Source organism: Macrococcoides caseolyticum (genome assembly GCF_002902665.1).
GTDB lineage: Bacteria > Bacillota > Bacilli > Staphylococcales > Staphylococcaceae > Macrococcoides > Macrococcoides caseolyticum.
The window spans coordinates 59,942-78,358 of record NZ_PPRM01000048.1; the positions used below are offsets into that span (position 1 = coordinate 59,942).

The window sequence follows — 18,417 nt, forward strand, 5'->3', positions numbered from 1 at the left end:
AAAGACGTTAAGTTTATTTTATTAGATGGTGATCATGAATTAGATGAACAAGAAGCGAGAACAATAAAATCATATGTAAATTAAAAGGAGGCGCACTGCGCCTCCTTTTAATTTACTCGATTATCACAGCTCCCAGTTTCAATGACTTGTTTTGCAGAATCAAGACCACCTTCTACTAAGTTCATTACGGCAGTTTCTGTATAAAAAGCGATATGCTGAGAGATGAGAACATCTTCACGCTGGATGAGTTCTAGCAGTACGTCATCTTCTACTGATTTATCGCTAAAGTCTTTCGGGAAATAAGGTGCTTCATTTTCATAAGTGTCTAAGGCTGCTGCTGCGACTTTTCCTGAATTTAATGCATCCAGCAAGTCTTTCGTGTTTACAATCTTTCCGCGTGCAGTATTTACGATAAATACACCGTCTTTCATTTTGGCGAATAAAGATTTATCAAACATATATGTATTCTCTTTTGTAAGTGGCATATGGATTGAAATTAAATCTGCATTTCCAATCGCTTCTTCAAGTGAGTCTGTATATGTTAAAAATGCTTCTGCTTTTTCATTTGGATATAGATCGTAACCGATAACTTCGGCACCAAAGCCATTAAATATTTGCGCTGCAATTGTACCGATTCGTCCTATCCCGATAATAGCAACGGTCATTGAACGCATTTCTTTACTGATGATGGATTTGTTCCAGGTAAAATCATGTTGCTTTACTTTATTTTGAATCTTTTCAGTATTTCTAATAATGTTCATGGCTGCAGTTACAGCATATTCTGCAATTGCATTTGGAGAATAACTAGGAACGTTCGATATGATTAGGTTGTGTGCAGCTGCTTTCTCAAGATTGAACATGTCGAAGCCAGCAGAACGCTGGGCAACTTGCTTTATACCTTGAGCTGCAATTTGTTCATAAATATCATCTTCAAATGGTGCTGTCTGACTTGTTGATAGTCCGTCGTATTCTGCTAATAAATGTACGTTCTCTAAAGTTAACGGGTCGGGGTTAAAAGTAACTTCTACATTGTTCTTCTCGGCCCAGCTTAATGCCGCCTCTTTTTCATCTTCTCTGGTCCCAAACATGATTAATTTCATTGCGTATCGCTCCTGTTCATATTGATATGTATGTCATATGTGCATGAATAATTATATTGTACCTATATTACTTTCATTACTCACGGCAAATGCTTAAATTGTTTGATTATTTAAATCAATTTTATAATTGATGATATGCAGTAATCTGTGCATTCAAGATAAGTCCGAAACCTGTAAGTGTGAATACTGGTGGTGCAAAGTTCACCAGCATGAGTGCAAGATAGACAATGAGACTGAAAATTAATGGTTTCTTTCTGACTGTTGTAGCGGATGCTATCGGAACTGTAATATTTATTACGATAATGAATGAGTCAGTACAATCTGGATTTCAAATGAATATTACTTATATAAGCATGTTCATATTTTCATTATATGGATTAGTATTATCTTTACGCTATCCTCAAAATGAAAAATCGGTCTAATGGACTATTTATATATTAAATATATTATAGTATATTAATTATATTAAATTTAGGAGGCAATAAAGTGCATAAACATATTGTAAATGGATACGTAGCAAAAGATATTCTTAAAAGTAGTTTACCGAAAGTGAAAAACGATGAGGCGATGGCTCAACAACTTAAAGAAGGGTTCAACCTATCTCCGAGCATGATGAAAATCGCAGGATACTTTGAATTAATTGGTTCCATCTTCTTGATGTTATCAGTATTTAATAAAAAGTTTGCAAGAATAGGTGCAATGTTAATCAATGTTATTATGTTAGGTGCAATGTATAACCACTTAAAAGCAGGTCATGGAGTAAAATCATTAAGCGCTGCAGGTAAATACTTTGGTTTAAACATGATTACATTATTTGATTCATTTAAAAAATAATATTTGTCGTTCATACAGCAATGATGAAATTAACGTTCATTTTGAAGTAGAGAGAAGTATACATGCAACAGAATGTGCCATAGGGCTAAAGCAAGTATTCAATATAAAGAAGCTTATCTAGTCACAGAGATTAGAACAGGGCCAGGTGAAGAAATCTACGTAAAAGAAATATTGAACTTAAGCATCAAGGAAAGTGATGACAAATAATGATAAGTGTGAAGATGTACTCGCAAAATCGTGAGAATAAAGATGCAGAACGAATCAATAGATGAAAATTGATTCGTTCTTTTTATATACAAAATACTTTACAAAGAAGAAGAATGTTTAATTCCGATTCACTCAGTACGCAAATAAAAAGAGAGGTTGATGAATATGACAATGAAACATGTGATTAATAAAGGAAGCGATGATACGACATTATTACTATTGCACGGAACAGGTGGAAATGAACATGATATGTTACCGTTAGCGGGGCTTATCGATAATGAGGCAAATGTATTAAGTGTTAGAGGGAACGTAAGTGAGCATGGGATGCCACGTTTCTTCCGTAGAATTGCAGAAGGTGTGTTCGACGAAGAAGATTTAGTAAACCGTACACACGAACTTAATGATTTTATTACAACTACAGCTTCGGAAAATGGATTAAATCGTGAGAAAATCGTTGCTGTCGGATATTCAAACGGAGCCAATATTGCAGCAAGTTTAATGTATCATGATAAAGATGCATTGTACGCAGCGATTTTATTCCATCCGATGGTACCATTACGAAACATTGAATTACCTGATTTGTCAGGTAAAAAAGTATTTATTGGTGCAGGTGTGAATGATCCAATCTCACCGAAAGAAGAAACAGAAGAACTGGCGAAGGCATTAAGAAATGCAGGCGCGACAGTCGAAATATATTGGCATCAAGCAGGACATTCATTAACACACGATGAAGTACAACAAGCTGCAGCGTGGTATAGAGCACTATAAAGGAAGATTTATTATGCATATAGACCCAACACAGCAACAAGAACGAGATAATTATAAGTTAGTGACTGCATTTCAGAATCCTCAATGGGCATATGTTGTCTTAGACGTGACAGTTCAGGGGCTTTCAACAGGTGTGTTGCATTTTGAAGATAAGCACTACTAAATAGATGTCAATTTGCTTCAGCACAAAATTATAGTTATCATTGAAGATGAAGTGAGAGAAATAGCATTGCAAGTGGAATGACAATTAAATCATATTACTTACACATAGAACAATTCTTGAATGAACATGTGCCTTTTTCTGGATTCGTCGAAAGTAATTGAACGTGCTGCATTTGATGCATCGATGATTGAGTTTAATTTCTGGTTTGGTGTTGATAAATTCAAGGGACCAGCATTCTTCGCTCTGCCATATCCTTTTGCGAATATAGACTCTAAATGTACACATCATTTTCCAGAAGATAGTTATTACGATGAGTCGTTTAAAGATTGTTTTGAATGGGAAAACTGTGAATATTCTCATAAGCCATTAAGCATTGAAGAAAATAAAGCTGTGAAAGATCTGACAGAATAAAAAAGATAGGAGAACAAATATGAATATATATATAACAGATAAAGCTAAGCAATGGTTCAAAGAAGAGGTAGGACTAGAAACAGGAGATAAAGTTAGATTTTACAGTAAGATCTACGGATCCAGTAAAGTTCAAGAGAATCATTCACTCGCTTTTACAATAGATAAAGATGATGATAAGGCTGTGGCAGCTATTACTGAAGATGGAATAACATATTATGTAAATGAGTCAGATTTATGGTTTTTTGATGGTCATGATTTATATATTGAGTACGATGAACAACTTGAAGAAGTTGCATACGATTATAAAAAATAATACATTTGAGGTGAAGCACAGTGTATCTATTAGAAATAACCGAACAAAGTGACAGGCAAATTGTTGGTGTGTTTGACAAGGAATCAGATATTAAGCAATGGATTGCCTCGGTTCCTTTCATAAAAATGGATGAATACGGGGACGCTGTGTTATTATATGACGAAATTCCTGCTTATTACGAAGTTAAGTTTGGTGGAAGTATTTATCCGTTTACTCGCTATGCATTTACAGGAGAGGATACGATCTATGTTGTATGGAACGAAATTGCTCATATCAATACGACTCAAGGGATTGTAAATGGCACATCAAAGGTTGGTGCTTATATTTATGAAAATACAGAAATCAGACAAGCAGTTAATTCACGTGAAGCTTTGAGAAAAGAGTTAGCAGCATATTATGATGCACGAGATACTTCTTATTATTTCGGGGGTATTGGATCAGAAGATGGCGAATATATTAATATCGAAAATGGACCATTTATACATTTTGATCCAATGACAATAGAGCATTATGAAAACTCAGAAAATATAGAATCATTTATCAAAGAGATTACAAATTAATTTATATCGATTGAAGAACTAGGAGAATACTTCCTAGTTCTTTATTTTACTTTTGAAATCTCATTTTGCTCCAGAATTGGTTTAACATTTCTTCTAGTGAACTAGACAGGTAATCAACATTGTTGCCACCAGCTTGTAACCAGTTAAATATAATGCGCATTATACCACCAGCCGAAAACTCTGCAAGCAGATTGATGTCTTGGTTAAAAACATAGCCATTTTCCATTTCACGATTTAAATGAGATTCAATAATTAAATAAAGTTGTTTATAAATAATCATTGAGATGACACCGTAGATTTCACTGCGTATTACAGATTTTGCAAGCGATTTATTTTGGTCTAAAAATAATAATACATCGTGAATCATAGCAGCATAAAATTTTTCAGGATGATGGTAATTATAATGTACATCATTTTTTTCATTATAAATGTTGAGGAGATGAATAATTGTACATTGGTAAAAATCATATTTATCTTCGTAATGACGATAAAAGGTAGAACGTCTGACTAGTGCCTTTTCACAAATTTCGTTAATGGTGATTGAATCAAAATCTTTAGCATTTCCTAGTTCAAGTAGTGCATTCCGTAACGCCTGTTCAGTCTTGACAACTCTTAAGTCTTTTTTATCCATATGTACACCTTCTTTTGAGACATATTTATACAAAATGTCACATAAGTGACAAAATTGTTTATAGAATTCTCTGAATATAAAAAATAATGCGTTAGAGTAATGAATATAAAGCAAGCATGCAACTTTAAATTATATGTCTCGAATGGAGTGGTATTTATGTACTATAGTAATGGAAACTATGAAGCATTTGCAAGACCGAAGAAGCCGGAAGGGGTAGATAATAAGTCTGCATATTTAGTTGGTTCTGGTTTAGCGTCATTAGCAGCGGCAAGTTTTTTAATACGAGATGGTAAAATGAAAGGTGAAAATATTCATATATTAGAAGAACTCGATCTCCCTGGAGGAAGCTTGGATGGAATATTGAATCCTGAACGTGGCTATATAATGCGTGGCGGTCGTGAGATGGAGAATCATTTTGAATGTTTATGGGATTTATTTCGTTCAGTACCATCATTGGAAGTCGAAGATGCTTCTGTTCTGGATGAATTTTACTGGTTAAATAAAGAAGATCCAAACTATTCGAAGTGCCGCGTAATAGAAAATCGTGGACAACGCCTAGAATCAGATGGAAAAATGACTCTAACAAAAAAAGCAAATAAAGAAATTATCCAGCTATGCTTAATGAAAGAAGAACAGCTGAATGATGTGAAGATCTCTGATGTCTTCAGTAAAGACTTCTTAGACTCAAACTTCTGGATCTACTGGAAAACGATGTTTGCATTTGAACCTTGGCATTCTGCTATGGAGATGCGTCGATATTTAATGCGTTTCATCCATCATATTGGCGGACTTGCAGACTTTTCAGCCCTAAAATTTACGAAGTTCAATCAGTTCGAATCACTTGTTATGCCTCTGATTGAGCATCTTAAAGCGAAGAACGTTACATTTGAATATGGTGTAACCGTTAAGAATATACAAGTTGAATGTTCAAAAGAGTCAAAAGTTGCAAAGGCAATAGACATCGTGCGCAGAGGTAACGAGGAATCAATTCCTTTAACTGAAAATGATTTAGTATTTGTAACAAATGGCAGCATCACTGAAAGTACTACTTATGGAGATAATGATACACCTGCACCGCCTACAACAAAACCTGGTGGCGCATGGCAACTATGGGAAAACTTAAGTACGCAATGTGAGGAGTTTGGTAATCCAGCTAAATTCTATAAAGATTTACCAGAAAAAAGCTGGTTCGTGTCTGCTACAGCAACAACAAATAATAAAGAAGTTATAGATTATATTCAAAAAATTTGTAAACGCGATCCATTATCAGGTCGTACAGTAACCGGCGGTATCGTTACTGTAGATGATTCAAATTGGCAGTTAAGCTTTACGCTAAATCGACAACAGCAGTTTAAAAATCAACCTGATGATCAAGTGAGTGTATGGATTTACGCACTTTATTCAGATGAACGTGGAGAACGTACAAATAAAACAATTGTTGAGTGTTCTGGTAAAGAAATTTGTGAAGAATGGCTTTATCATATGGGTGTTCCTGAAGAGAAGATTTCAGCACTAGCAGCAGAATGTAATACAATTCCAAGCTATATGCCGTACATTACCGCTTACTTTATGCCGCGTAAAGAAGGAGACCGTCCTTTAGTAGTACCACATGGTTCAAAGAATATTGCATTTATAGGTAACTTTGCAGAAACAGAAAGAGATACCGTATTTACAACAGAATATTCAGTAAGAACTGCTATGGAAGCGGTGTATAAACTTCTAGAAGTAGACCGTGGAGTGCCTGAAGTATTCGCTTCAGTATACGATGTGAGAATTTTATTACATGCGTTATCTGTACTGAATGATGGCAAGAAACTAGATGAAATTGATATGCCAATCTATGAAAGATTGGTAGAAAAACGCTTATTGAAGAAAGCATCTGGTACATTCATTGAAGAACTATTAGAAGAAGCAAATTTGATATAATATTCAGAAATTTATTGACGTATTAAAATATAATTGTTAATATGAATACAATTCTTGATAAGGGAGCTAGTATTATGAAATACACTACTATGCAATTAAATAATTGGTGGCAGCTGTCCTGATACTTATAACCGTCATAGGTATAAGTATCTATGACGGCTTCCTTAGCATTCGCTTAAGAGGCCGATGTATGAGCGGTCTCTATACTTAAGAGATCGTGTGTACACACGGTCTCTTTTTTATTTTTATATTTATTTTAGGAGGGATTTATATGGAGAGGCAATCAGGTTTCACATCAAAATTAGGTTTTATACTAGCAAGTGCAGGTTCAGCGATAGGTTTGGGGGCGATGTGGAAATTCCCTTATGTGATGGCTGATAATGGAGGAGCAGCATTCCTTATTTTGTTTATCATCTTCACTTTATTTATTGGATTACCAATATTAATGAGTGAATTTGTGATGGGCGTCGCTGGGGAGACTTATAGTACACGAGCATTTAGTAAGTTATCTGGTAAGAAGAAGTATGATTTAATCGGCTATCTTGGTAATATCGGGGTATTTTTATTAATGAGTTTTTACAGCGTTATCGGCGGCTTCATCTTAATATATATTATTCGTACGATAAAAGTGATTTTTACTGGAGATGCGACCAAAGATTATACAGTGTTATTTGGTAGTATCATATCAAATCCATTGAATACAATTGCAGGGGTTATTTTGTTCTTGGCATTAACGGGCATTATTGTTATTAAAGGGGTGCAAAATGGTATTGAGCGTGTCTCTAAGTTTATGATGCCGATGTTATTTGTAATGTTTCTCATTATGATCATTCGGTCCATAACATTACCAAATGCGATGGAAGGTGTATCATTCTTTTTAAATCCAGACTTTAATAAACTAGATCAAGAAGCCGTTTTATTTGCGTTAGGACAATCGTTCTTCTCTTTATCTGTAGGGTTTGGGGGGATGTTGACTTATGCTTCTTATATGAAAAAAGGAACTGATCTTGTGCAAGCAGGAGGATATATTGTATTACTTAACATTTTAGTCACGTTATTAGCGGGATTGGCGATATTTCCAGCCACGGCATCTTTGGGCATAGATAATGCACAAGGCCCTGGTTTACTATTTATCGTGTTGCCTTATGTCTTTAATCAGCTACCATTTGGCTCAATATTCTATTTGATTTTCTTGTTGCTGTTTTTCTTTGCAACAATTACGTCATCCATCAATCTTGTAGAAATCAATGTTTCAAACATGACAAAGAATGATAATACGAAACGTATGAAGTCTGTTCTTGTGATTATTTTAGGTATCTTCATTGTAAGTATTCCGTGTGCACTATCATTTGGACCGATAAGTGACATGAAGTTCCTAAAAGGAACATTCTTTGATAATATGGACTTCCTTGTATCCAATATCATGTTGCCAATTGGTGTATTATGCTATACGTTGTTCTCAGGTTACGTACTAGACAAAAAGATAATGAAAGCACACTTCGTCCAGAAGCCATATCAGAATAAACTATTTAATGTATGGATTATATTACTGCGATATGTTATTCCAATCGTCATATTATTTGTGATGATCAATCAATTGATGCAGTAAAGGTTTTGCACATTTCATTATGTAAGTTGACCAACGATATAACGTATCACTTCTTCTTGAGCTCTACCTCTAGGCATAAGGTGACCAGCTTCGGAAAATTCTAGGATGTCTTTGTTACTGTGAACATTACGATAGATGAATTCAGCGCTTTCTTGGTAAAAAATATCGTCTCTACCACCATAAAGAATCGAAATCGGTGTTTGAATATCAGATAGATGCGTCATAATCTCATCAATCATTTGTATGAACAAAGGAGTGCCATAATAGTTTTTTATTAGATTATTGATATTATTCTCTGAAAGTTCATTTTCAGAGAATATTTTTTGTGTGTTCTCTGCATAATGCTTCAATCTCTCTTCTAAATTCACAGCTTCTTTATGCATCGGGGTACTCATAATGATTGCTTGATGAAAATTGAATTGTTCTGCTAACTTTAAGGTGAATAGCCCACCAAGTGAGACACCAATTACAGATATTTTTTGAAACCCTTGTGCGAGCAGTTGTAAATACGCATCTTCAACTACTTTCCACCAGTCCATTATTGAATGCTGTATAAATGTTTCGATAGGCTGCCCATGTCCTGGATAAGCAGGAATCATATATGAAAAATCTGCTTCTGCTAATGCATCACCAATTAACTTCATATCTCTTGTCGTACCAGTGAATGAATGGAGTAAGAGTACTGCGTGATCGTTTCCTTGGAAATAAACTGTTTGTGGAGCTTTAATTTTGAGCATGAATATTCCTCCTTATCCTTCATTATAAAAGTAAGGGCGGAGGTATAAAAGACTTTTGTTCGACTTAATTTATGAAATGTTGTCTTTGTTAAATAATAAAAATAAATTTTTTTAACAGATAAATGTTTGCTTTAAAATATTTGTTTTTAAAGAAATGTATAGACAAACCCATCATTTACTCTGTATATTATGTTTATATAATTTATTTCGAATGATATCATTATTAAAACTTATGATATCTATATATTCATATTGAATACAAAATTAAAAAATTATTCGATAGTATATATGCGCTTTTACATAAAAATTAGTTAATCGGAAGTTATTTCAGAGAAATTTAACACTTTAATGTGAAAACGTTTTCGTGCAAAATCGATATATATTATAATAGATACTTGGAGAAGACACCATGAATTTGAACAAAAGAATTGAAAATAAAAGGGGTCAAAGATTATGAAAGATCATCATTTAAAAAGAAGTTTAAGTTCAAGACAAGTACAGATGATAGCACTTGGGGGAACAATTGGTGTAGGTTTGTTTATGGGTGCTTCAAGCACGATTAAATGGACTGGCCCATCAGCTATCCTTGCATATTTAGTAGCTGGTTTGTTTTTATTTCTAATTATGCGTGCAATGGGAGAACTTGTTTATTTATACCCGACAACAGGTTCATTTGCTGATTATGCCTCTGAGTATCTTCATCCAGTGGCAGGTTATGTCACTGCATGGGCAAATATATTTCAGTGGATTGTAGTAGGGATGAGTGAAGTGATCGCAGTTGGACAGTATATGCAGTTCTGGTGGCCGGAATTACCAAGCTGGATACCTGGAGTTATTGTAATTATTACATTGGCAGCTGCGAACATGGCTTCAGTTAAAGCGTTTGGAGAGTTTGAATTCTGGTTTGCAATGATTAAGATTGTAACAATTATTTTAATGATTATTGCAGGTTTAGGTATTATTTTATTTGGATTTGGAAATAACGGTAATCCAATTGGATTAAGTAACTTAACCGCACACGGTGGTTTTTTCCCGAACGGTATTACAGGGTTTTTCTTTGCACTATCAATGGTAGTAGGATCTTACCAAGGTGTGGAATTAATCGGTATTACTGCGGGTGAAACGAAAGACCCACAGAAAAATATTACAAAAGCAGTTAACGGGATTATATGGCGTATATTAATTTTCTACATTGGAGCAATCTTTGTTATTGTGACAGTTTATCCATGGGACCAATTAGGTAACGTAGGTAGCCCATTCGTAGCTACTTTTGCTAAAGTTGGGATTACAGTTGCAGCAGGTTTTATTAACTTTGTAGTAATTACTGCAGCAATGTCAGGTTGTAACTCAGGTATATTCAGTTCAAGTCGTATGGTATTTACGCTCGCGCAAGAAGGTAAGATGCCAAAAGCATTTGCACGCGTTATGAAAAATGGTGTGCCAGTATATGCGGTTATGATGATTTCTATCGGCATCTTTGTAGGGGTATTATTAAATATCTTCTTACCGATGTTTATTGATGGTGCAGAAAACATTTTCGTATATGTTTACAGCGCTTCAATTTTACCAGGTATGATTCCTTGGTTTATGATCTTATTCAGTCATTTAGCATTCAGAAAGCGTGAACCAGAACTTGCAGCAAATCATCCATTTAAAATGCCGTTTGCACCAGTATCTGATTATTTAGCGATTGGCTTCTTAGTATTAGTATTGATAGGTATGTTAATTAACGTGGATACGCGTGTATCAGTAATTATCGGAATCATCTTCTTATCAGCGATGGCTGGTGTGTATTTCTTAAGAGGATTCCATAAGTTAGATGATGGACGTAAATTTTTAGAAAAATAACTACACCTTTAGAGGAAGATACAATAATAATGTATCTTCCTCTTTTTTATATTTGAAAAATATTCAATTTATATGCGTTTTGAATACATGTGAACGGGAATACTGAAATGTAAGACTATATATAGGGGGAACGATAATGACTAATAAAAAAGATGAGCAATTAGAAGCATTTCGTAGAGACCACTCAGAAGATACTGCACTTACGACGAATCAAGGTTTAAAAATGGCTGAGGATGAATTTTCTCTTAAAGCTGGAGAACGTGGACCAACCTTATTAGAAGACTTTCATTTCAGAGAAAAAATGACGCATTTTGACCACGAAAGAATTCCTGAAAGAATTGTGCATGCTCGTGGCTATGGTGCACATGGAGAATTTGAACTATATGAAGATTTAAGTGAATATACAAAAGCGAAGTTTTTAACAGATACATCAAAAAAGACACCTGTATTTGTACGTTTCTCTACTGTACAAGGTTCAAAAGGATCAAATGATACAGTACGTGATGCACGTGGATTTGCGACTAAATTCTATACTGAAGAAGGTAATTATGATTTAGTAGGTAACAATATTCCTGTATTCTTTATTCAAGATGCAATTAAATTCCCGGACTTAGTACACGCAATAAAACCAGAACCACATAATGAAATTCCTCAAGGTGGTACTGCTCACGACACGTTCTGGGATTTCTTTGCGCAAAACCCTGAGTCAACTCATATGACGATGTGGACCATGAGTGATCGTGGTTTACCAAAGAGCTTCCGCACAATGGAAGGCTTCGGTGTACATACGTTCCGTTTAATCAACAAAGAGGGAAAGTCACACTTTGTGAAATTTCACTGGAAACCATTACTCGGCACGCATTCACTCGTTTGGGATGAAGCGCAGATCATCGCGGGTAAGAATTCAGATTATAACCGTGAAGACTTATATGAAGCTATCGATAAAGGTGATTATCCTGAGTGGGAACTAGGACTTCAAATTTTACCTGAAGAAGATGAGTTTAAATTTGATTTCGATATATTAGATCCAACGAAATTATGGCCAGAAGAAGAAGTGCCAGTTAAACGTGTGGGTAAAATGACTTTAAATCGCAATGTAGATAATGTCTTCGCAGAAACAGAGCAAGTTGCATTCCATCCAGGACATCTTGTACCGGGAATTGACTTTAGTAACGATCCATTATTACAAGGGCGATTATTCTCATATACTGATACACAGTTATCTCGTCTAGGTGGACCAAACTTCCACCAAATCCCTATTAACAGACCTGTCTGCCCATTTGCGAATAATCAACGTGATGGTATGCACCAATCATTCGTGCATAAAGGACAAACATCTTATCATAACAATGCAATCAATAATAATAATCCACATACAACACCAGTTGAAGAAGGTGGATTTGAATCATATCACGAGAAGATAGATGCGCATAAAGTACGTGCAAGAAGTGATAGTTTTAAAGAACATTATGCACAAGCAAAATTATACTATAATAGCTTAACGCAACCGGAAAAAGAACATCTAAGAGATGGATTTGCTTTTGAATTAGGTAAATGTAAGCATGACTTTGTAAAAGAAAATGCAATTGCTAATATTAATAAAGTAGATAAAGACTTAGCGACTCAAATTGCAGATAAAATTGGAGTTCAAGCTCCTACAACTGATGAAGAAGTGAAATCAGATAAAAAGTCTCCGGCATTAAGTATGGAAAACACAGTTAAGAAACTTGATACGTTATCTGTTGCAATTATGGTTACTGCAAGTTCAAATGAATCAGAGATCAAAGCCCTCGTGCAAAACTTAAGTGATAACAATGTCAACTTCAAGCTTGTTGCTGAGAAGGCAATGACAATCGGAGCATTAAAAGTATCTGAAACATTTGATACTGTGCACTCTACATTCTTTGACGGTATTATCGTACTGGATGCAAAAGTGCCACTCTTACCGAAAGCGAAAGACTATGTTGAAGCAGCAAATAGACACTTTAAGACAATTGGTTTTAGCAAACGATCTGAGGCAGCAATTGATGTAACATCTGTACAAAAAGACGAGCCGGGAATCGTTGAAATTGATGGTTCTGCAAATAATTATCTTGATGAATTATTAAAACAAAGACATTGGGATAGACAACTGTAAAATAAAGACCTCTACGTGAGGTCTTTTTTAATTTTGAATATAAAAAAAACACAGCAGAGCAATCTACTGTGCTTACATACTATTTAAGATTAAGTGATTCATTCAATGAACTGTCTTCTCTGCTACCTTTTTCTTTCGAAAAAAGTGATTTAATACCTTCAACAACAGTTTTAACTGATTCATCTGTTGCCCAGTACTCTGCTGATTCAGGAACGACTTTAATTAGAACAACATTCGGATCTTCAGGATTTGTTTTTAAGAAAGCTTCGATTCCTTTACTCCAGTATTCTTTAATTTTGTCGTTGTCATTTACGATAAAGGCATTCCCTGAAATTGACACGTATCCTTTGTTAGCAAATGATAGATTGACACGATTATCTTTCTCAATCTCTTCAGTTTTTTCTGTGCGAGTAGACATAAACCAAATATCCCCACTTGTATCTACATCCTGATAACTCATTGGTCGTGAAACAAGCTTACTATCTTGGATAGTTGTCATCATTGCAATGTCATTTTTTTTTATTAGTTCAAATAGCTTATTATAGCTTTCCTTTTGATTCATATTATCGCCTCCATATTCTTTATATATTATAATTACCCTACATATTAATGCTTTATGCATAGAAAGAGGTTAAATATGGAAAAAGAATTTGTAACGATTGACGATATCATTGAGATGGGGGTACCTTACCCACTATTTTCAAGCTGGATGACAAATGGTTTAATTACAATTGCCTATCAATCAAAGAAAGAGCGTTTCTTCTGGAAAAAAGATATAGAAAATTTAATAAAAAAATTTATAAACTAAATATTCAGAATCATCTATAAATATCTATTGCCATACGTCTTTAGTGAATATATAATTAATAAGTGTATCGCTTCACTATAATATTTAAGGGGTGGGATGTATGGAAGGGATTGTAAGCTTTTTAAACGAGATTGTATGGAGTAAACCATTAGTGTATGGCTTGTTAATTACAGGGATTTCATTTTCATTATTAATGAAGTTCTTTCAAGTCAGGCATTTAAAAGAGATGATCCGACTAATGTTTCAAGGGGAGAAGTCACCTACAGGAATTTCTAGTTTCCAGGCAATTGCTTTATCGCTTGCTGGTCGTGTAGGAACGGGTAATATTGTCGGTGTTTCAACAGCAATCTATATCGGTGGACCGGGAGCTGTATTCTGGATGTGGATGACTGCATTTTTGGGTGCGAGTTCAGCATTCATCGAATCTACACTGGCTCAAATTTATAAGAGAGAGATTAACGGTGAGTATCGTGGGGGACCCGCATATTATATTGAGGCAGGAATGAAAGGTGGATTTGCGAAAGGTTACGCGATATTATTCGCAGTACTGGCAATAGTATCTACTGCATTATTATTACCTGGTATTCAATCCAATGCCATTGCAAGTTCTATGAAGAATGCTTTTGGAGTCGAAGGATGGATTATCGGTATAGCACTTGCGGTGATTTTAGCATTAATTATTTTTGGAGGAGTTCGCTGGATTGCATCTGTAGCGACTGCAGTAGTCCCTTTTATGGCAATCCTATATATTTTATTAGCGGTTGTTATAATTGTTCTTAATATTGATAAAGTCCCTGGTTTATTTGCATTAATATTCAAGTCAGCTTTCAATATGGAATCAGCATTTGGTGGGATACTTGGTGCGATGATTGAAATCGGTGTTAAACGTGGACTTTATTCTAATGAAGCTGGTCAAGGTACAGGGCCTCACCCTGCCGCAGCAGCAGAAGTATCACACCCTGCTAAACAAGGTTTAGTTCAAGCTTTCTCAGTATATGTTGATACGTTATTTGTATGTACAGCAACTGCTTTAATTATCTTGTTATCCGGTACATTCAATACAACGGACGGCTCGATGAAGGGGGATATGCCGAACTTAATTAACGATGGTGGCATATATGCACTAAATGCTGATGGAGAGAAGGACTATTCTGGAACAGCAATGTATGTTCAAGCGGGTATTGATAAAGCATTCCATGGAAGTGGTTATCAATTTGACCCGGCATATTCGGGTATTGGTTCGTATTTCGTTGCTATTGCACTGTTCTTCTTCGCATTTACGACCATATTAGCGTATGCATATATAGCAGAAACGAATGTCTCATATTTGACGAAAAACGGTAGTGTAACTTTAAATAAGTTTTTAATTAACGTCGCACGTTTAATTATTGTTGGTGCAACATTCTACGGTGCAATAAAAACAGCAGACGTTGCCTGGGCGATGGGGGATTTAGGTGTAGGACTTATGGCATGGTGTAACATTATTGCAATCTGGATTTTACACAAACCAGCAGTACGTGCGCTTAAAGATTTTGAAGCACAGAAGAAAGAGAAAGGATCTGGTAAATATGCGATTTATAGACCGAATCCAAATGAATTACCAAATGCGAAATTCTGGTTAGAAGATTATCCGAAACGTTTAAGAGAAGAGAAAATTGAAGAATAGTTAGAGAAGAGAAGGAGTATTTATATCCCTTCTTTATTATGCACAAAAATATTATCTGAATATTGACAATATTATGACGAATAAATAGAATTAAATAGGGTGCATAACTACACAAAATGAGGAGATGAGTAAATGGAAAAGAATGATTATAATTTGATCGCTCACAGTGATAACTTTAAACAATTGCAGAAAGAACGCAAATCTTTTATCTTTCCGATTTCATTATTTTTTATTATTGCAACAATTTTATTTCCGATTCTTACTGGTTATACGGACTTTTTGAATAAAGAGGCATTTTGGAATATTTCCTGGGCATGGATTTATGCATTTATGCTTTTTATTATGGTGTGGACGCTTGTAACACTCTATATGTCTAAAGCGAAACACTTTGATATTCAATCAGAAGCAATCATCAATGAATATCGAAAGGGGAATGATCAATGAATACAACCATAATTATTATGTTTTTATTTTTTGTGAGTTTAACTCTAATTATTACTTACTTTGCTTCAAAAAGAACAAATTCTGCTGAAGATTTCTATACGGCAGGAGGAGGACTGACAGGATGGCAAAATGGTCTGGCTATTGCAGGAGATTATCTTTCAGCTGCATCATTTTTAGGTATTGCTGGAGCTATTGCATTATGGGGTTTTGATGGGTTTTTTTATAGTATTGGATATTTAACAGCCTATTTAATTGTATTATATATCGTTGCAGAACCATTACGAAACTTAGGGAAGTATACATTAGCAGATATGATTGCTGCTCGATTTGAACTGAAGAAAGTACGTGCAACGGCTGCAATATCATCGATTACGATTGTTATTTTCTATATGCTTGCACAGCTTGTAGGTGCTGGTGCGCTGATTCAGCTCTTATTCAATATACCTTATACATGGGCGGTTATCATCGTTGGAATTATGATGACAATTTATGTATTATTTGGTGGCATGACAGCAACGAGCTGGGTTCAAATGGTCAAAGCAGTGTTATTGATGGTTGGAACGATTATTATTTCTTTTCTCGTATTAAAGCACTTTAACTTTAGTATCGCCAACATGTTTGGTGCGATGAAGTCCATTGATGCACCTGAACTTAAGAGTGACTATATTAATCCGGGGTCACAAGGGAAATCGCCATTAGATAATATCTCTTTAATCGTTGCTTTATTATTTGGTACAGCAGGATTACCGCATATTCTGATGCGTTTCTTCACGGTAAGTGATGCAAAGACTGCACGATCATCCGTGATGTGGGCAACATGGATTATTGGGATTTTTTACATACTTACAATATTTTTAGGATTTGGTGCAGCAAGTTTATTGACACGTGAAGAAATTATTACAGCAAATCCTGCAGGAAATATGGCGGCACCTCTTCTTGCAGATAAACTTGGTGGAGATATCTTGATGTCATTTGTATGTGCTGTTGCGTTTGCTACAATTCTTGCAGTAGTTGCAGGACTTGTATTATCTGGTGCTTCTGCTTTTGCACATGATATTTATGGCGAAATTATTAAGAAAGGTAATATATCAGAACGTGAACAGATGAAAGCAGCAAAAATAGCTTCTTTAGCTGTATCCGTATTATCGATATTACTAGCTTTGTTTGCTCAAAATATGAATGTTGCCTTCCTGGTATCACTTGCTTTTTGTGTGGCAGCAAGTGCAAACTTACCGGTAATTGTATTTACGATTTTCTGGAAGAGGTTTAATACTCAAGGTGCAATCGCTGGACTTTTAACAGGATTAATAACGTCATTAGCGCTTGTAATATTGAGCCCGAATGTAATGAATCCTGATGGAACAGCATTTATTACAGCGAATCCCATATTTCCGTTAGCGAACCCTGCAATCATATCTGTGCCTGCAGGATTTATCGGAGCGTTCTTAGGAACGTATTTAGGTAAAGCAGAATCTGAAGATAAGTTCAGAGAAGTTGAAGTGAAGTCTGTGACAGGTATTGCTCATTCCGAAGTGACACATTAAGCGTAAATTTGGCACCATGCCAATTTCACCCTTATACTTTATCTTTCTTTTACTAATTTTCCGCCTTCTAATCTTAATATATGATCTGCATATTTAAAGATACGTTCGTCATGCGTAATAATAATACATGAACTGTTATTCTCTTTCACACGTTCTCTGATGACTTCAACAACTTGTACAGCACGTTCAAAATCTAAACTTGCTGTCGGTTCATCTGCTAAGATGAGAGAAGGATGGTTCATAAACGCGCGTGCAATCGCGACACGTTGTTTCTCTCCGCCTGATAAGCTCTTAGGGTAAACTTTCGCACGATGTGATAACCCAAATGTTTCGAGCAAATCATCTGCTTTTTTCATCGCTTCTTTTTTATCCATACCATTTTCTAATGCCACATGTAAGAGTTGTTCTTTCACAGTAAGGAAGGGTACAAGATGAGAGGCCTGAAAGATAAATCCAATGTCATCAAGGCGCATCTTTGTAATTTCGGTTTTTGATAAGTGTGATAACGATTTATCATTGATAACTACTTCGCCACTCGTGGGTTGAAGGAGTGCACCGATAATCGTAAGTAGTGTACTTTTACCAGAACCAGAGGGTCCGTACAAGCATACAACCTCCCCGTCATTTACTGTAAAGTTAATATCTTTTAGTACTTCAGTTGTAGTATCTCCTTGTTTAAAGGATTTAGATATATGTTTTACGTCTATCATA

The 18,417-nt window shown here is 35.3% G+C and carries 21 protein-coding genes; 16 read left to right on the forward strand and 5 right to left on the reverse strand.

All coding sequences use genetic code 11. From position 1 onward, the window contains the following. Nucleotides 1-107 precede the first annotated feature (107 nt). Nucleotides 108-1,100 (reverse strand): D-2-hydroxyacid dehydrogenase, encoded by a 993-nt coding sequence (locus CD152_RS07640; protein WP_103214593.1) that lies wholly within the window; start codon nt 1,098-1,100, stop codon nt 108-110. A gap of 227 nt (nt 1,101-1,327) precedes the next feature. Here CD152_RS07640 and CD152_RS07645 point away from each other — a divergent pair, with 227 nt between their 5' ends. The 8 genes from CD152_RS07645 to CD152_RS07670 all read left to right on the forward strand — a co-directional run bounded on the left by CD152_RS07645 (nt 1,328) and on the right by CD152_RS07670 (nt 4,356). After that, the gene (locus CD152_RS07645; protein WP_101141665.1) at nt 1,328-1,522 is read left to right on the forward strand and encodes a hypothetical protein; all 195 of its coding nucleotides are present in this window, start codon (nt 1,328-1,330) and stop codon (nt 1,520-1,522) included. 64 nt (nt 1,523-1,586) lie between these two features. After that, on the forward strand, nt 1,587-1,934 hold the full coding sequence (locus CD152_RS07650) for a DoxX family protein (protein ID WP_103214594.1): 348 nt from the start codon (nt 1,587-1,589) through the stop codon (nt 1,932-1,934). A 72-nt stretch (nt 1,935-2,006) separates the two neighbouring features. Next, nucleotides 2,007-2,141, forward strand: a complete 135-nt coding sequence (locus tag CD152_RS12185) for a hypothetical protein (protein ID WP_269669115.1) — start codon at nt 2,007-2,009, stop codon at nt 2,139-2,141. 171 nt (nt 2,142-2,312) lie between these two features. Next, the gene (locus CD152_RS07655) at nt 2,313-2,909 is read left to right on the forward strand and encodes an alpha/beta hydrolase (RefSeq protein ID WP_165980786.1); all 597 of its coding nucleotides are present in this window, start codon (nt 2,313-2,315) and stop codon (nt 2,907-2,909) included. Nucleotides 2,910-2,922: 13 nt separating this feature from the next. After that, nucleotides 2,923-3,072: a hypothetical protein gene (locus tag CD152_RS11870; protein ID WP_165980783.1), complete on the forward strand. Its 150-nt coding sequence runs from the start codon at nt 2,923-2,925 to the stop codon at nt 3,070-3,072. Between the two features lie 120 nt (nt 3,073-3,192). Then, the gene (locus CD152_RS07660; RefSeq protein WP_103214595.1) at nt 3,193-3,483 is read left to right on the forward strand and encodes a hypothetical protein; all 291 of its coding nucleotides are present in this window, start codon (nt 3,193-3,195) and stop codon (nt 3,481-3,483) included. 19 nt (nt 3,484-3,502) lie between these two features. Next, entirely contained in the window at nt 3,503-3,796 is a 294-nt protein-coding gene (locus CD152_RS07665; protein ID WP_101141669.1) for a HesB/YadR/YfhF family protein, read from the forward strand. Nucleotides 3,797-3,816: 20 nt separating this feature from the next. Further along, complete coding sequence (locus tag CD152_RS07670; RefSeq protein WP_103214596.1) at nt 3,817-4,356, forward strand: hypothetical protein; 540 nt, start codon at nt 3,817-3,819, stop codon at nt 4,354-4,356. A 46-nt stretch (nt 4,357-4,402) separates the two neighbouring features. On the opposite strand, the gene CD152_RS07675 is transcribed toward CD152_RS07670, so the two are convergent. Further along, nucleotides 4,403-4,987: a TetR/AcrR family transcriptional regulator gene (locus tag CD152_RS07675; protein WP_012655986.1), complete on the reverse strand. Its 585-nt coding sequence runs from the start codon at nt 4,985-4,987 to the stop codon at nt 4,403-4,405. 156 nt (nt 4,988-5,143) lie between these two features. Between CD152_RS07675 and CD152_RS07680 the strand changes: the two genes are divergently transcribed. Continuing rightward, the gene (locus tag CD152_RS07680; protein ID WP_101141671.1) at nt 5,144-6,913 is read left to right on the forward strand and encodes an oleate hydratase; all 1,770 of its coding nucleotides are present in this window, start codon (nt 5,144-5,146) and stop codon (nt 6,911-6,913) included. 271 nt (nt 6,914-7,184) lie between these two features. After that, a complete protein-coding gene (locus tag CD152_RS07685; protein WP_101143185.1) occupies nt 7,185-8,522 on the forward strand; it encodes a sodium-dependent transporter in 1,338 nt (445 codons plus the stop codon). Between the two features lie 17 nt (nt 8,523-8,539). On the opposite strand, the gene CD152_RS07690 is transcribed toward CD152_RS07685, so the two are convergent. Continuing rightward, the gene (locus tag CD152_RS07690; RefSeq protein ID WP_101141675.1) at nt 8,540-9,259 is read right to left on the reverse strand and encodes an alpha/beta hydrolase; all 720 of its coding nucleotides are present in this window, start codon (nt 9,257-9,259) and stop codon (nt 8,540-8,542) included. Between the two features lie 453 nt (nt 9,260-9,712). Here CD152_RS07690 and CD152_RS07695 point away from each other — a divergent pair, with 453 nt between their 5' ends. Continuing rightward, on the forward strand, nt 9,713-11,107 hold the full coding sequence (locus tag CD152_RS07695; protein WP_012655990.1) for an amino acid permease: 1,395 nt from the start codon (nt 9,713-9,715) through the stop codon (nt 11,105-11,107). Between the two features lie 136 nt (nt 11,108-11,243). Then, on the forward strand, nt 11,244-13,244 hold the full coding sequence (locus tag CD152_RS07700; RefSeq protein ID WP_101140769.1) for a catalase: 2,001 nt from the start codon (nt 11,244-11,246) through the stop codon (nt 13,242-13,244). 79 nt (nt 13,245-13,323) lie between these two features. Here CD152_RS07700 and CD152_RS07705 read toward each other — a convergent pair whose 3' ends face one another. After that, nucleotides 13,324-13,806: a pyridoxamine 5'-phosphate oxidase family protein gene (locus CD152_RS07705; protein WP_157827321.1), complete on the reverse strand. Its 483-nt coding sequence runs from the start codon at nt 13,804-13,806 to the stop codon at nt 13,324-13,326. 75 nt (nt 13,807-13,881) lie between these two features. On the opposite strand from CD152_RS07705, the gene CD152_RS11875 reads away from it, so the two are divergent. From CD152_RS11875 to CD152_RS07720, 4 genes are all read left to right on the forward strand, one after another. Then, nucleotides 13,882-14,052, forward strand: a complete 171-nt coding sequence (locus CD152_RS11875) for a hypothetical protein (RefSeq protein ID WP_157820928.1) — start codon at nt 13,882-13,884, stop codon at nt 14,050-14,052. A gap of 100 nt (nt 14,053-14,152) precedes the next feature. Continuing rightward, nucleotides 14,153-15,718: an alanine/glycine:cation symporter family protein gene (locus tag CD152_RS07710; protein ID WP_012655993.1), complete on the forward strand. Its 1,566-nt coding sequence runs from the start codon at nt 14,153-14,155 to the stop codon at nt 15,716-15,718. A gap of 132 nt (nt 15,719-15,850) precedes the next feature. Then, nucleotides 15,851-16,162 (forward strand): DUF485 domain-containing protein, encoded by a 312-nt coding sequence (locus CD152_RS07715; protein WP_101140767.1) that lies wholly within the window; start codon nt 15,851-15,853, stop codon nt 16,160-16,162. After that, nucleotides 16,159-17,706, forward strand: coding sequence for a solute symporter family protein (locus CD152_RS07720; RefSeq protein WP_103214597.1), 1,548 nt, complete (start codon nt 16,159-16,161; stop codon nt 17,704-17,706). Before CD152_RS07715 ends, CD152_RS07720 begins: the two co-directional genes overlap by 4 nt. Before the next feature lie 38 nt (nt 17,707-17,744). Here CD152_RS07720 and CD152_RS07725 read toward each other — a convergent pair whose 3' ends face one another. Beyond that, nucleotides 17,745-18,416, reverse strand: coding sequence for an ABC transporter ATP-binding protein (locus CD152_RS07725; RefSeq protein WP_407943914.1), 672 nt, complete (start codon nt 18,414-18,416; stop codon nt 17,745-17,747). Nucleotide 18,417: the final 1 nt, after the last annotated feature.